Here is a 13,304-nt window from a genome sequence, read left to right on the forward strand (position 1 = left end):
GTTTGAGGTTTGGGGGGGCTAGAGATCCAGCAGCAGGCGGTCGCCGCCCGTCGCCGATGGGTCGGCCGGGACGGCGCAGCAGATCAGCGCGCTCCCTTCGGGCACGGGGGCCTCGGGTGTTTCCGGGTAGGCGACGGCGCCGCTCAGCACGCGCACGGCGCAGGTGCCGCAGTTGCCGCCCCGGCAGCTGAACTCGGGCGTGAGGCCCCGCGCCTCGGCCAACTCGAGCAGGGAGCCGGAGTCCGGCGACCAGCGGGCCTCCTTGCCCGAGGCGATGAAGGCGACCGGGACGGGTTGCGTCGCCGGCGGCGGCCCGCGGTCGATGGCCGGGCCCTCCGCGCTGCGCTTCAGCGAGGCGGGCCCGAACGCTTCGGCATGGATCCGCGCGTCCGGCGTGCCGATGTCGCGCAACTGGTCGTACAGCCCCTGCATGAAGGTCGGCGGCCCGCAGAGGTAGAAGTCATAGCCGTCCAGCGGCAGGACGCCGCGCAGCGTCGCGATGTCGAGCCGGCCCTGCACGTCGTAGTCCTCAGCTCCGGCGTCCGTCGTGTCCGCCAGGATGCGCACCACCTTCACGGCGCCGCCGGCGCGCGCCTGCAGCTCGGCGATCTCGGCGTCGAACGCCCGCTCGGCCCGCGACCGCGCCGCGACGAACACATAGGTCGGGCGCACCCGCCGCTTGCGCAGGCCCTCGAACAAGAGGGTCCGCAGCATCGCCAGGATCGGTGTGATCCCCACGCCCGCCGCCAGCAGCACCGCTGGCCGGGGCTCCAGCGCGTCGATCGTGAAATGGCCGGCCGGCGCGCGCGCCTCGATGATGTCGCCCACCTTCAGGGTGTCGTGCAGGTGGGTCGACACCAGGCCCTGGCGCTTGACGCTGATGCGGTAGTGGCCGTCCGACGGCGCGGTCGAGATCGTGTAGGTGCGGATGACCGGGGCGTCCTGACCACCCGGGCGGATGCGGATCGGCAGATGCTGTCCCGCCGCGTGCGCCACGATGCCCTTGCCGTCGGCGGGCTCCAGATGGATCGAGCGGATGACGCGGCTCTCGTCGACGATGCGGGCCACCCGGAACGGCCGCCATTGCGACTTCAGCGCCTCGGCCTCCAGCCGGGCGGCCACCCCGGCCCAGTCGCCGGTCATCTGGTTGTTCGGCGAGTCGCCGTCGGCCTGCGCCACGAAGCGTAGCGGCAGCGCCGCCTGGCGCAGCACCACCTTGCGCGGGCGGAACACCCAGAGCCGCTCCGCGCCCTGGAACGCGCCGATCTCGGGCGAATCCAGCACGACCTCGGCGTCACCCGTCAGCTGCAGCAGGTCGCCCGTCCGGAAGTCCGGAAAGACCAGGCCCGCCCGCGGATTCAGCAGGAAGTTGCCCAGCGTGTTGAAGTGCAGGTTGCCGGCGAAGTCGGGGATGGTCAGCGACCCGTCGGCGTTGATCCGCACGAACCCCGGTTTGCCGCCGCGATGCGACGCATCGACATGTCGCCCTGCGGCGTCCTCGACGTACGAGGCCACGAAGAAGGTGTCGGCGCCTTCGATCATCTCGCGGACGCGTGGATCGCTCAGGTCGGCGGGCCGCGTCAGGTCCGGCGCCGTCGGCGTGCCGGGCGCGCGGACGAACTCGTAGTCGCGCAGGCGGATGTACTGCGGGCAGTTGCCGAACGCATGCTCGACCTCGACGGCGAAGCGCCCGTCGGCCTCGCGCCGGACATGGCCGTTCATGCGGTTGCGCCGGCGCGTGTGCAGCTCGATGCCCAGCAGGCCCACCGCCGCGCCGTCGCCGAGCCCCGCCGTGGCGGGGTCGGCGGGATCGGCCTCGGTCGTAAACTGCAGCCGGCGCGGGTCGGGGCTGGTCATGAAGCCGGGATACCCCGCCACCAGGGTCGCCCAGGCGTCGCCCGCCCCATCGACAGCGCCCAGCACGATGAAGGGCAGCTGCCGATAGAACGTGCGATGCTGGTCCGGCATGTGGTCGCGAATGACCCGGCGCCCGAATTGCTCCAGGCGCTCGGCCACCCCCACCGTTCGCTGCAGGGTCACCTCGCCCTCATGGAAGGGCGAGGGTGTGGTGTTGGGTTCGCCAGACATGCCGGACTCCTCGGGAACGGGGGGAAGCGAGGTGGACGCGCCCCTCTCGCGACTCAGGCGGCCAGGCCCACCGGCGTCACACCGAACGCCACGAAGCCGGGCAGCGCCTCGATGCGGCCGAGCCAGGCCCGGACGTTGGCATAGTCCGACAGGTCCACGTTCCCCTCGGGGGCGCGGGCGATGTAGCTGTACAGCGCCACGTCGGCGATCGTCGGACGGTCGGCGGCGATCCATTGGCGGCCGACCAGCTCGGCCTCGATCACCTTCAGGACGGCATGGGCGCGGCCGATCACCTCTTCCGGGTTGAACCCTGCGTTGAAGATGGTGACCAGGCGTGCGGCGGCGGGGCCGAAGGCGATCTGCCCGGCGGCCACCGACAGCCAGCGCTGGACCGCGGCGGCGCCGGCGGGGTCTTCGGGCAGCCAGTCGGTGCGGCCGAACTTCTTGGCGGCGTAGACCATGATGGCGTTGGAGTCGGGCACGATCACGCCGTCGTCGTCCAGCAGCGGAACCTGGCCGAAGCGGTTGAGAGCCAGGTACTCGGGCGACTTGTGCTGCCCCTTGGCTAGGTCGACGTCGACGACCTCCACGTCGGCTCCGATGAGCGACAGGAAGAGGCGCGCCCGGTGGGCGTGGCCCGAGATCGGGTGGAAGTAGAGTTTCATGGGAGGGGCTCCTGGGGTTGGCCGGCGGTCCCGGCCCCCGAGAAATGCGACAGAACGCCTGGCGCAAGAACCTTCGCTGTGATCAAGTCAGTGTTCCGGAAAATGGAATAACGATCGGATCAGGGGATGGATCGCTTCCACGCGATGCGCGTGCTGGTGCGGATCGCCGACACCGGCGGGTTCGCGGAGGCCGCGCGCCAGCTCAACCTCAGCCCGCCCGCGGTTACGCGGGCGGTGGCGGGGCTTGAGGACCTGGTCGGGGCGCGCCTGCTGACCCGCACGACCCGAAGTGTGAAGCTCACCGAGGTGGGCCAGCGCTACGTGGAGGACTGCCGCCAGATCCTGGCCGCCATCGAGGAGGCCGAGGCCGCCGCCGCCGGGTCCTACGCCCGGCCGACCGGCGTCATCACCATCACGGCCTCGGTGCTCTTCGGCCAGATCTACATCATTCCCATCGTCACCGACTTCCTCGACGCCCATCCCGAGGTCACCGGGCGGCTCCTGTTCCTGGATCGGGTGACCAACCTCGTCGACGAGGGCATTGATGTCGCGATCCGGATCGGACACCTGCCGGATTCCAGCCAGACCGCGATCAAGGTGGGCTCGGTGCGCCGCGTCGTGTGCGGGGCGCCCGGCTACTTCGAGCGGCACGGCGTCCCGGACCATCCATCCGACCTCACCCGCCACCGGATCATCGCGGCGACCAGCGCCTGGACGTCCCTCGACTGGCGCTTCGGGCCGGACTCCAGGATCGTCACGCACGTGACGCCCGCCCTGTTTTGTAACTCCAACGAGGGCGCCATCAGCGCGGCCCGCTCTGGCTGGGGCCTCACGCGGGTGCTGTCGTATCAGATCGGCCCCGACCTCCAGAGCGGGGCTCTCCAGACCACCCTCGACGACTTCGAGGAAGAGCCGCTTCCGATCCATATCGTTCACCCCGAGGGGCGGAACGCCTCGGCGAAAGTGCGCGCCTTCGTGGATTTCGCCGCGGTCCGCCTGCGGGCGAACCGGTTCGTGAACTGACGACGGTATTCCGATATTCGGAATAGTGGATTGTGCAGGACGCTGATTATCTACGCTGACGCCAAGGCGTAACTCCCGACCGACCCGATCCGCGGTCTGGAGAACGACATGAGCGAGAAGCGCCCGCCCGGCGACGCGACCCCGCGAACCTGGTTTCGCGCGCGCCTTGAGGCGCAGCTGCGCCTCGCGCTGCTGGGCGACACCGCCTGCATGATCACCCTGGCCCAACTCATGAACCAGGCGCAGCGCGCGGGCCTCAGCGGCGCCGAGATCGACGCCGCGCGCGCCGGGCGAAGCTTCGAGGTGCGCGCCTCGATCCTCCTGGCCTACGCCCGCGCGCTGAAGCAGGGCGACCCGATCGAGGCCGACCGCAAGCGGCAGCGCGGGGCGCGCCTGGGCGTCACGGCCTTGGCCTTCGAACGCATCGCCCAGGCGACGGACCGGATCCTGAGGGACGCCCGATGATGCTCCGCGCCTTCACCCGCCCGTCTGTCCGGAGACCGCGCCAGCCGCCGCGGCCCCACCCCGACCGCCTCGCGTCTCTGCTCAGCGGCGAGCGCGCCGGCGAGGTCGGCCTCGAAACCCTGATGCGCGTCCTCTGATGCGCTCCCGAAAGGTCTTCCGATGATCGAATTGTTCACCGCCGACACCCCGAACGGGATCAAGATCCCGATCGCCCTTGAGGAGCTCGGCGCGCCGTACGTGGTGCGCATGATGAAGCTGGGGAGCCCGGAGCTGCGCTCGCCCGAGTTCGCGCAGGTCAATCCGAACGGAAAGATCCCGGCCATCCGCCACCCTGGCGGCGAAGGGGGCGCGCCGATCACGGTGTTCGAATCCGGCGCGATCCTGCTCCACCTCGGCGAGAGGTGCGGCGTGCTGCTGGGCGCGACGCCGCAGGCCAAGGCCCAGACGCTCAGCTGGCTATTCCTTCAGGTGGCCGGGCTGGGCCCGGCCCTGGGCGCCGCCGGTCACTTCCGCGGTCTCAGCGCGCCCGATCCCTACGCGTCCGAACGGTTCCGGGGCGAAGCGGCGCGCCTGCTCGGGCTGCTGGAGCAAAGGGTTCGCGAAGCTGGCTGGCTGAACGGCGAGGACTATTCGGTCGCCGACATCGCCCACTTCGGCTGGGTGCGTCGAATGGGTTACGGGGGCTTCTCGCTGAGCGACTTTCCCGCGCTTTCGGCCTGGGTCGATCGCATCGAGGCGCGTCCCGCCACGTCCCGCGCGATCCGGAGATTGTCGCAGGCCGGAGACGGGTCCCGGCCGGCGCCGGTCGCGGCGACCGCCGAGCCCGGCGCAGCCTAGATGTGCCACGATTTTGCTCTGGACCTCGGCGCCGGCGTCCGTCGATGTGTGCACTGCTGGGCCGTAGAGGCGTTCGCGGGTCCGTTGGAATGCCCTGAGAGGGTGGACAAGCCCAAGTCGCGGCAGGGCGCGACACCGGATCCCCCGCGCGTCCGAGGCGGACATCAGGTCCACGTCGACCCAGCTTGAGCGCCGCCCGGCGCTCCAGACGGAGCTACAGAATGTCAGGTCTCGTTCCCATCCGCTTCGCGATCTTCGTCGCCGTCGTCCTGGCGCTGCCGGCGTCCCTGATGGCCCAGGCCGATCCTCAGCTGGTCGAGCTGGGCAAGCTCGCGATGATCCTGTCGCCGGCCGTGGCGGGCCTGCTGTTGAACTGGGGGGTTGGCGGCGCGCGGGGCAAGCGGCGCTGGGCCTGGGTCGCGGGGGCGGCGGGCGTGACGCTGGCCATCGCGGGCGGCGCCCTCGCCGTGGCCTTTCTGGCGGGCGCTGCGCGCTTCAGTCCGACCGGCGTCACAGGCTCGGCCCTCCTGGCGGTCGTCGGCGTGTCGACCCTGACCAGCGTCCTTGAGGAACTGGGATGGGCCGGCGGCGGGCTCGCACTGGCCGAAGGCGCGCTCGGGCCGCGCTGGGGCGTGGCGGTCCTGGGCCTGGTGTGGGCGGCCTGGCATCTCGTGCCGGTGGTGCTCGGCGTCGGCCTCTTCCCCTACCTTGAGCAGGGCCCGCCCGGCATGATCGCCGCCTTCGTCGCCGCGTGCCTCGTCTACCGCTTCCTGCTCACCGACCTTCGGCGCAGGGCCGGCACCTGGCTGGCCGCTGCCGCGGGCCACGCAGCGCCCAACATCTTCCTGGCCGGGCTCATGGCCGCCGGCGTGGGCGGGTTCGAGGCGGGCGCCTGGGGCTTCTTCCCGGCGCCGGGCGGGCTGGTCTTCCCGCTCCTGGCGCTCGCAGCCCTTCTCGCTCTGCGGGCGCGTCGGCCGCGGCCGCCAGCGCCGCGCTGAGCAGGGCCCTCAGCCGTCTCACGCCGCGAGAGGCACGCCGTCCAGGGTGATGCGGTGCATTAGCCGGTAGTGGCCCTGGTAGTCGTTGAGGGCATAGTGCCAGGTGGCGCGATTGTCCCAGATGGCCATCGAGCCCGGCGACCAGCTGAAGCGATGTACGAACCGCGGATTTATGGCGTGGGCGAACAGCTGGTCCAGCAGCGACCGGCTCTCTTCGGCGTCCAGACCCACGATCTCGCGGGTGAAAGTCGGGTTCACGTACAGCGCCTTCTTGCCGCTGCCGGGGTGGGTGATCACCACGGGGTGGACCGCCTCGGGCAGGTCGATGTTGCCGGCCATCTCCGGACGTCCGCTGTGGGTGTAGGCGCCGCGCTCGCCGAAGATGTGCGCCGAGCTGTGGCGCGCGACGAGGCCGACCAGCCGCGCCTTCATCTCGGGGCTCAGCGTGTCGTAGGCGGCGTACATGTCGGCAAATAGGGTGTCGCCGCCCACCGGCGGCGTCTGCACGGCCAGCAGCACCGAGCCCATGGCCGGCGCCGCGTCGTACGAGTGATCGGTGTGCCAGCCGCCGCCGATGTTCCCGGTCTGGGTCTCGGTCTTTTCCACCTTGGCGATCTCGGGCCACTGCTCGGTCTTGGGGAAGTAGCGATTGATCACGATCGGCCCCAGCCGCCGCGCGAACGCGATCTGGTCGTCCGGGGTCAGGGTCTGGCCCTCGAAGAACACCACGCCGTGGTCGAAGATGGCCTGGCGGATCGCGTCTATCGTAGCGTCATCGGCGCTCCGCACGTCCAGGCCGCGGGTCTTCGCGCCGCAGCCGGTCAGGCGCTCCAGGTCGAGGGCGGTGGGCGTGGTCATGGGCATCCTCCGGTCTCTCGTTCCACGCAGTCTGCGGGGCGCGGTTGGCTCCGACTGTAACCCTCGTTACATTCCGCGCATGACACCTGCCGACCGCGCGCTCGCCGTCGAGATCCTGGCCCGGTCGGTCTGGCTGGCCCAGGGCGGCCCCGCTCTGGCCGAGCTCTTCCTGGCGCACGGTCGCCTCGTCGCCCTCGCCGCCGGCCAATGGGCGCACGGGGAGGGCGACGACGAGACCGGCGTTCTGGTCGTTCTCAAGGGCGCGCTTCACCTCTACTGCAAGGCGCCCGGCGATCGCGAGGTGCTGTTGAGCCAGGTCGGCGCCGGCGCGGCCCTGGGCCAGACCGCGCGGTTCGGCGGCGGTCCTCGCCTGGTCACCGCCATCGCCGCCGAGGACGCCCTGATCCTGCAGGTCTCGGACCGCGCCCTCGGCCGCATCGCACAGGACGAGCCGCGCCTGTGGGAGGCGGTCTCGGCGCTGCTCTACCTCCAGCTCCGCACCCTGCTCGAAATGCTGGGCGACCACGCCGCCTTGCCGCCGCGCCAGCGGCTGGCGCGGCGTCTGGCCCAGTTGGCGGGCCCCTCGCCTCAGTCCGTCCTGCGCATCACCCAGGAAACGCTGGGCGAGATGGTGGGTCTTACCCGCAAGACCGCTAACCTCCACCTGGCCGCCCTGGAGCGCGACGGTCTCGTCCGCCGCGCCTACGGCGGCCTCACCATCACCGACCTCGCGGGCCTGCGCCGTGTGGCCGGAGGCTGAGCCCTGCCTCAGCGGAGGGGGGGAGGCGGCATCCTGATGCTGGCGCTGGGGCCCGCCGGCTTGGGAGCCCGGTTCCGCAGGAGACGGGCCATCCGGATCAGCAGCTGCTCGTCCTTGAAGGGCTTCGACAGGTAGTCGCGCGCGCCCAGCGTGACGGCGAGCTTGACGTCCTCCGGCCGGTTCCGCGCGGTCAGCACCAGGGTGGCGATCGACTGGATGACGCCGGTGGCCTTCATGTGCTTGAGCACGCCGAACCCGTCGAGGCCCGGCATGTTGATATCCAGCACCATGGCGGTCGGCCGAATGTCGCGAAGCCGCTCTATCGCGGCCAGGCCGTCGCGGGCGCTGTAGGTCGTGCAGCCGGCCAGCGAAAGCCGGGTCGTCACGATGTCGAGCACCAGGGGATCATCATCCACCACCAGGACACGCGCCCGATGCGAGTCAAACTGCAGCACGGCGCGCCTCCTCTGAATCGCCGAAGATGGCGGCGTGGATCGCCGCGATCACGTCGGCTGGGATCATGGGCTTGGCGACCACGCCGTCGAAGCTCTCCAGGTCCTGCTTCAGGAACGCCTCGGACCCTGCGGTGAACGCCAGCACGGGAACGAACTGGTTCGGACCGTCGGAGGCCCTCAGGCAGTCCAGCGCTTCCGGCCCGTCCATCTCGGGCATTCTGATGTCCAGCAGTATGGCGTCCACCGGCAGCTCGGCCGCCAGGGCAAGGCCCTCGCCCGCCGACGTGGCTTCGCTGATCTCGACTCCGAATGGCGCCAGGATCGCGCGGGCGAGTTCGCGGTTGACGGGATTGTCGTCGATGACGAGCACCCGGATCCCATCGAGGACCGCGTGACCTGCGATGTCGGCGACGTCGAGCTCGTCAGAGACCTCCGCGGCGACGGCCGGAATGTGGATATGGAAGGTCGAGCCTCGCTCCGGCTCGCTCGAGACGGAAATGCCTCCGCCCATCACCTCCGCAAGACCGTGGCTGATGGCGAGACCCAGACCGGTGCCGCCATGCCTGCGGGTCGATGACCCATCCACCTGCGAGAATCTCTGGAAGAGCTTGCGCGTCTGTTCCGGCGTCATGCCCGGGCCGGTGTCCTCGACCCAGATGTCGATCTTGCCGCCGTCGGGGTCGTAGCCGGTCTTCAGGCGAACATGGCCCTGGTCGGTGAACTTCACCGCATTGCCGATCACGTTCAGCAGGATCTGGCGCAGCTTGTCAGGATCGACGAGCAGCGCGCCCGGCAACTCGCCCGCGACGGCGAAATCCAGTTCGAGACCCTTCGCGTCGGCTTGCGGCGCAAACAGCAGCAACGTGTCCCGAAACAGGTTCGAGATCGGTGTCGGCTTCGGCGAGAGGACGACCTGTCCCGCCTCGAGTTTCGAGAAATCCAGGATGTCGTTGACGATGGCGAGCAAGGCCTGCCCGGCATTGTTCAGGCGCGAAACATAGGTGCGCGCCTCGAGTTCGAGTTCCGGACGCTCCGAAAGCAGCGTCGTGTAGCCGAGGATCGCCGTCAGCGGCGTGCGGATCTCATGGCTCATGTTGGCCATGAAGTCCGTCTTCACCTGGGCGGCCGCCTGGGCCGCGTCGCGGGCGGCCGCGAGGGCTATGGCGGTCTCCTGTTCCGCCGTCACGTCTCTCAGCACGTTCACGATCTCGACGACCTGGCCCTCCGCGTCCTTGATGATCGTCGGGTTGCCCTGAACCCAGATCCAGCCGCCGTTCTTGTGGCGGATGCGGTGTTGCCGGCTGCTCCCCGGCGGGTCTGGCAGGCCGGCGAACCGCGCGGCGCGCAGCGCCTGAAGGTTCGCCACATCGTCAGGATGCACCAGTTCGAGCGCGAGGGTCCCGACGAGGTCTTCGGGCTCGTAGCCGTAGAGCCGGCAACTCGGGGAGACCCAGGTGATGCCCCGTCCAGGCTCGGTGCGGACGACCAGGTCCGCCGACTGTTCCATCAGGAAGTTGAGACGCGCCTCGTTGGCGCGGAGTTTCTCATCCGCGAGTTTGAGGTCCGTCACGTCGACGAAGGTGCCCACCAGCGAACGCACGGCGCCCGTTTCGTCGCAGTCGCAGCTTCCGCGCGCGGCGACATGCCGAACCTCGCCATCGGGGCGGATGATCCGCGCGTTCAGGGCGTACGGCTCGGCATGCGAGACGGCTCTTTGGACCAGCCCGGCCAGCGCCGTCGCGTCGTCGGGATGGTACATGGCCAGGACGCCGGCCAGGTCGGGCGGGGGCAGAGCGGTGTCGTACCCGTGAATGCGATAGACGGCGGGCGACCAGGACGTCGTGTCGTTGGTCGCGTCCCAGGACCAATGCCCGACGCCGGCCATCTCTTCGGCCTGGGCCAGCAGCGCGCGATCCCTGGCGCGCTCGCGCTCCAGCGCGACGAAGCTGGAGATGTCCCGTCGCATGGCCAGGGCGTCGCTGACGGCGGTCGCCATCGCCGCCAACTGGGCGCGCGCGACCTCGTCGAAGGACGCACGCGGCTCGACGTCGATGATGCAGAGCGTGCCCAGGCGGTGCCCCGAGCGCGCCACGAGCGGCGCGCCCGCGTAGAAGCGGATGCCGAGATCGCCGGTGACCAGGGGATTGTCCGCGAACCGGGCGTCCTGGGTCGCGTCCAGCACCACCATCACGCCCGCTTCCCGAATGGCATGATCGCAGAACGCGACGTCCCGCGAGGTCTCGCGGACATCCAGGCCTAGGCAGGATTTGAACCATTGGCGGTCGGCGTCGACCAGGGAGACCAGCGCGATCGGCGTCTGAAACGTCAGCGCCGCTAGCCGCGTCAGGCTGTCGAAGATGGCTTCCGGCGGCGTGTCCAGGACATCCAGGCCGTGCAGCGCCGCAAGTCGCTCCGCTTCAAACATTGCCGACACCCGCCCCCCATCTTCTTTTGGCCCGTGAGTTTTGGCCACCAAGGGGAATGGAGGGTTAACATTCCCCATTCGAACGCTGAGAAGCCTGCGACATTTTGTCGAGGTTTTCGCCCGCTCGACGGCGACCCCCACGCCGCTCGGCGGGCTTGGCGGAGGGGCCTCACCTCTTGCGCCGCGCCGCCCAAATGGGCACCTCCACCGGATGAAGCTGTTCGCCAAGCGTCCGTCCACCGCGGCCCTCAGCCTGGCCGCCGCGCTGGCCGCCGGCTTCGGCGTCTCGGCGGCGCTGCAATTGCGCGCGCCCGACGGCGTTCAGCTCACCGCGACGCCCGTAGTCCGTGACGCCCTGAGCGATCCCGGCACGCCCGCCTTCGGGGCCCAGCGGCCCGAGGTCACCATCGTCGTCTTCACCGACTACCAGTGCGGGGTCTGCAAGGCGACCGACGGCGCGCTCCTGCGCCTCCTGGAGACCGACCCCACCGTCCGCGTCGTGTTCAAGGACTGGCCGATCCGGGGGCCCGGCTCGGAAATCGCCGCCCGCACGGCGCTGGCCGCCCATCGCCAGGGCCGTTACCTCGAGGTCCACAAGGCGCTGATGTCGGCCAAGGGCGCGCTCACCGCCGAGCGCGTCGAGGCCATCGCCCGCGACGCCGGCGTGGACCTCAAGCTGGCGCGCCGCCACGCCCGCGAGATCGACGAGCAGATCCGCCGCCACAACCTGCAGGCGTTCGGCCTGGGTCTCCAGGGCACCCCGGGCTATGTGGTCGGCCGCTACCTGGTGCCGGGCGGCCTCGACGAGCGCAACCTCGCCAAGGTCGTCGAACGCGCCCGCAAGGCCGGCCCCCCGGCGCCGCCTGCCGCCTAGAGCGCCGTGGCTTTCGCCGCGACCCACTGTCAAGCTGACGATGAACTACGCCGGCGCCCCGCCGTTACGGTTCCCGAGCGTCCAGGAGTTCCGCCATGTCCACTCGTCTGATCTTCCTCGTCGCCGTGGCGGTCGTGTCCCTCGCGAGCCTGTCGCTGGCGGCCTGCAAGACGCCGCTCCCGCCCCGTGACCCGGGTTCGACCCGGCCGACGCTGCCCAAGCCTCAGGTCAGCAACATGCCCACGCCCGCCGAGAGGTAGCCGCTCAGGCGCCGCCAGCCGCCGTCCCGACGGCTGCGGGAGGGTCCCGCTCACTTCCCCTGGAAGACCGGCTTGCGCTTCTCCAGGAACGCGCGGCGCGCCTCCTGGCCGTCCTCGCTGCCGAACGCCTTGCGGATGTTGCCCACCTCGTAGCGCAGCTGCTGTTCCATATCGTGGCTCTCGTAGCTCTTCACGATGCCCCGCTTCAGCAGCCGCAGCGTGATCGGCGACCAGGCGCACAGCTCCTGGCAGTAGGCCGCCAGCCGCTCGCCGAACGCCGCGTCGTCCACCACCTCGCCGGCCATGCCCCACGCCACCGCCTCGTCGCCGTTCAGCGTGCGGTTCTCCATCATGAAGCGCATGGCCCGCTCATAGCCCATGGCCTGGGGCAGGGTGATCGTCAGGCCCGCGTCAGGCGATCCGCCGATCCGCGTGTAGCCCGCCATCAGCCGCGCGCTCTTCGCCACCAGCCGCACGTCGGTGGCCATGGCCAGGCCCAGGCCCGCGCCCACCGCCACGCCGTTGACCCCGCCCACCACCGGCTTGTCGCAGCGCTTGCGGATCGACAGCAGGAAGTTCCCCACCCAGCCGATGTCGTCCAGCTGGGCGTTCTGGGGCGAGTAGGGCGAATAGGGCTCGGCGCCCGGCGACAGGTCCAGGCCCGCGCAGAACGCGTCGCCGCTGCCGGTGATCGCCACCACCCAGACGTTGTCGTCCAGCGCCGCGGCGTCCACCGCCTCGATCACCCCCCAGGCCAGGGCCTGGCTCAGCGCGTTCTTCTTCTCGGGCCGGTTCAGCGTGATCGTGCGGACGTGGCCGACGTCCGACGTGGTGACGAGTGCGCTCATGGTCTCCCCCGGGATCCTGTTGTTCGCGCCAGCATAGGCGCCCCGGCGCGGTCGGGAAGGCCCAGGCCCCTGTTCAGGGCCCAAAGACCCGGCAAAGGCCCAGGGTCGGCGCCTCGAAACCGGGCCGGAGCGCCGAGACGACCGTTCGTCGCGCCCGAACAGCCGCTGACGGTCGGCAACCCTTCATAAACCGTGTCCACTCTAACCGGGCTTGTCGCGCGTCCCGCCCCCGCGGGGTGCGGCGACACAACAAGAAGGACGCCCGAAAATGAAGCGCCTCTCCCCCCGCGTCGGCATCATCCTGGCCGCCCTGGCCCTCACCGCCTGCCAGGCCAAGGCTCCCGCGCCGGCCGCCGAAGCCGCCGCACCGGTCGACACCCACGTCGCCGCCGCCGTCAGCGACGTTCGGGCCGCCGTCATCGACCCGGCCACCGGCAAGGCCCGCGACACCAGCGCGGTCTTCGCGCCCCAGGATTCGGCCGGCGCGCCGCTGCCCAGCGGAAACCTCGGCGACGGCAACGCCCTGCAGCGCAACCTCCAGAACCTCTCGCCCAGCCAGGCCAAATAGCCCCCGAGCTCGCGCGCACGAAAACGCCCCGCCGGCCGGGCCGACGGGGCGTCTTCAGGTGGCTTGAAAGCGCCGGCCTACTTCGGCGCGGGCTCCATCGCGGACTTGGCCTCGTTGGCGGCCTCGGTGGCCTTGTCGGCCGCCATGTTGGCCGAGTCGGCCGCGGTGTTGGCCGCAGCC

At 70.5% G+C, this 13,304-nt stretch carries 14 protein-coding genes; 8 read left to right on the top strand and 6 right to left on the bottom strand.

Annotation, left to right across the window (positions count from 1 at the left end; translation table 11 throughout):
* Positions 1–18: 18 nt before the first annotated feature.
* Entirely contained in the window at positions 19–2,088 is a 2,070-nt protein-coding gene (locus EPN98_RS12220; RefSeq protein ID WP_293362984.1) for a pyridoxamine 5'-phosphate oxidase family protein, read from the bottom strand.
* A gap of 53 nt (positions 2,089–2,141) precedes the next feature.
* On the bottom strand, positions 2,142–2,753 hold the full coding sequence (locus tag EPN98_RS12225; protein ID WP_293362985.1) for a glutathione S-transferase family protein: 612 nt from the start codon (positions 2,751–2,753) through the stop codon (positions 2,142–2,144).
* A 126-nt stretch (positions 2,754–2,879) separates the two neighbouring features.
* Here EPN98_RS12225 and EPN98_RS12230 point away from each other — a divergent pair, with 126 nt between their 5' ends.
* The 4 genes from EPN98_RS12230 to EPN98_RS12245 all read left to right on the top strand — a co-directional run bounded on the left by EPN98_RS12230 (position 2,880) and on the right by EPN98_RS12245 (position 6,076).
* A complete protein-coding gene (locus EPN98_RS12230) occupies positions 2,880–3,776 on the top strand; it encodes a LysR family transcriptional regulator (protein ID WP_293362986.1) in 897 nt (298 codons plus the stop codon).
* A 108-nt stretch (positions 3,777–3,884) separates the two neighbouring features.
* Positions 3,885–4,241 carry a hypothetical protein gene (locus EPN98_RS12235; protein ID WP_293362987.1) on the top strand — a complete coding sequence of 119 codons (357 nt, stop codon included), beginning with the start codon at positions 3,885–3,887 and terminating at the stop codon, positions 4,239–4,241.
* Between the two features lie 159 nt (positions 4,242–4,400).
* A complete protein-coding gene (locus EPN98_RS12240; protein WP_293362988.1) occupies positions 4,401–5,078 on the top strand; it encodes a glutathione binding-like protein in 678 nt (225 codons plus the stop codon).
* 221 nt (positions 5,079–5,299) lie between these two features.
* Positions 5,300–6,076, top strand: a complete 777-nt coding sequence (locus EPN98_RS12245) for a CPBP family glutamic-type intramembrane protease (protein WP_293362989.1) — start codon at positions 5,300–5,302, stop codon at positions 6,074–6,076.
* 18 nt (positions 6,077–6,094) lie between these two features.
* On the opposite strand, the gene EPN98_RS12250 is transcribed toward EPN98_RS12245, so the two are convergent.
* Complete coding sequence (locus EPN98_RS12250; protein ID WP_293362990.1) at positions 6,095–6,934, bottom strand: TauD/TfdA family dioxygenase; 840 nt, start codon at positions 6,932–6,934, stop codon at positions 6,095–6,097.
* Between the two features lie 79 nt (positions 6,935–7,013).
* Between EPN98_RS12250 and EPN98_RS12255 the strand changes: the two genes are divergently transcribed.
* Positions 7,014–7,694: a Crp/Fnr family transcriptional regulator gene (locus EPN98_RS12255; RefSeq protein ID WP_293362991.1), complete on the top strand. Its 681-nt coding sequence runs from the start codon at positions 7,014–7,016 to the stop codon at positions 7,692–7,694.
* A gap of 8 nt (positions 7,695–7,702) precedes the next feature.
* Here EPN98_RS12255 and EPN98_RS12260 read toward each other — a convergent pair whose 3' ends face one another.
* The gene (locus EPN98_RS12260; RefSeq protein ID WP_293362992.1) at positions 7,703–8,149 is read right to left on the bottom strand and encodes a response regulator; all 447 of its coding nucleotides are present in this window, start codon (positions 8,147–8,149) and stop codon (positions 7,703–7,705) included.
* On the bottom strand, positions 8,136–10,574 hold the full coding sequence (locus EPN98_RS12265; RefSeq protein ID WP_293362993.1) for a PAS domain-containing protein: 2,439 nt from the start codon (positions 10,572–10,574) through the stop codon (positions 8,136–8,138). The genes EPN98_RS12260 and EPN98_RS12265 overlap by 14 nt, the downstream gene beginning before the upstream one ends.
* Before the next feature lie 211 nt (positions 10,575–10,785).
* On the opposite strand from EPN98_RS12265, the gene EPN98_RS12270 reads away from it, so the two are divergent.
* Together EPN98_RS12270 and EPN98_RS12275 are read left to right on the top strand one after the other, a co-directional pair.
* A complete protein-coding gene (locus tag EPN98_RS12270; RefSeq protein ID WP_293362994.1) occupies positions 10,786–11,448 on the top strand; it encodes a DsbA family protein in 663 nt (220 codons plus the stop codon).
* A gap of 95 nt (positions 11,449–11,543) precedes the next feature.
* Positions 11,544–11,708, top strand: a complete 165-nt coding sequence (locus EPN98_RS12275; RefSeq protein WP_293362995.1) for a hypothetical protein — start codon at positions 11,544–11,546, stop codon at positions 11,706–11,708.
* 50 nt (positions 11,709–11,758) lie between these two features.
* Here EPN98_RS12275 and EPN98_RS12280 read toward each other — a convergent pair whose 3' ends face one another.
* Complete coding sequence (locus EPN98_RS12280; RefSeq protein WP_293362996.1) at positions 11,759–12,556, bottom strand: enoyl-CoA hydratase/isomerase family protein; 798 nt, start codon at positions 12,554–12,556, stop codon at positions 11,759–11,761.
* Between the two features lie 268 nt (positions 12,557–12,824).
* Between EPN98_RS12280 and EPN98_RS12285 the strand changes: the two genes are divergently transcribed.
* Positions 12,825–13,124 carry a hypothetical protein gene (locus EPN98_RS12285; RefSeq protein ID WP_293362997.1) on the top strand — a complete coding sequence of 100 codons (300 nt, stop codon included), beginning with the start codon at positions 12,825–12,827 and terminating at the stop codon, positions 13,122–13,124.
* Positions 13,125–13,304 lie beyond the last annotated feature (180 nt).

Origin of the sequence: Phenylobacterium sp. (assembly GCF_004299445.1) — a bacterium.
Lineage (GTDB): Bacteria > Pseudomonadota > Alphaproteobacteria > Caulobacterales > Caulobacteraceae > Phenylobacterium.

What these genes read in the sequence shown, in the direction of transcription:
- EPN98_RS12220 (WP_293362984.1), bottom strand. Translation starts at nt 2,088, where the DNA reads ATGTCTGGCGAACCCAACACCACACCCTCGCCCTTCCATGAGGGCGAG.
- EPN98_RS12225 (WP_293362985.1), bottom strand. Translation starts at nt 2,753, where the DNA reads ATGAAACTCTACTTCCACCCGATCTCGGGCCACGCCCACCGGGCGCGC.
- EPN98_RS12230 (WP_293362986.1), top strand. Translation starts at nt 2,880, where the DNA reads ATGGATCGCTTCCACGCGATGCGCGTGCTGGTGCGGATCGCCGACACC.
- EPN98_RS12235 (WP_293362987.1), top strand. Translation starts at nt 3,885, where the DNA reads ATGAGCGAGAAGCGCCCGCCCGGCGACGCGACCCCGCGAACCTGGTTT.
- EPN98_RS12240 (WP_293362988.1), top strand. Translation starts at nt 4,401, where the DNA reads ATGATCGAATTGTTCACCGCCGACACCCCGAACGGGATCAAGATCCCG.
- EPN98_RS12245 (WP_293362989.1), top strand. Translation starts at nt 5,300, where the DNA reads ATGTCAGGTCTCGTTCCCATCCGCTTCGCGATCTTCGTCGCCGTCGTC.
- EPN98_RS12250 (WP_293362990.1), bottom strand. Translation starts at nt 6,934, where the DNA reads ATGACCACGCCCACCGCCCTCGACCTGGAGCGCCTGACCGGCTGCGGC.
- EPN98_RS12255 (WP_293362991.1), top strand. Translation starts at nt 7,014, where the DNA reads ATGACACCTGCCGACCGCGCGCTCGCCGTCGAGATCCTGGCCCGGTCG.
- EPN98_RS12265 (WP_293362993.1), bottom strand. Translation starts at nt 10,574, where the DNA reads ATGTTTGAAGCGGAGCGACTTGCGGCGCTGCACGGCCTGGATGTCCTG.
- EPN98_RS12270 (WP_293362994.1), top strand. Translation starts at nt 10,786, where the DNA reads ATGAAGCTGTTCGCCAAGCGTCCGTCCACCGCGGCCCTCAGCCTGGCC.
- EPN98_RS12275 (WP_293362995.1), top strand. Translation starts at nt 11,544, where the DNA reads ATGTCCACTCGTCTGATCTTCCTCGTCGCCGTGGCGGTCGTGTCCCTC.
- EPN98_RS12280 (WP_293362996.1), bottom strand. Translation starts at nt 12,556, where the DNA reads ATGAGCGCACTCGTCACCACGTCGGACGTCGGCCACGTCCGCACGATC.
- EPN98_RS12285 (WP_293362997.1), top strand. Translation starts at nt 12,825, where the DNA reads ATGAAGCGCCTCTCCCCCCGCGTCGGCATCATCCTGGCCGCCCTGGCC.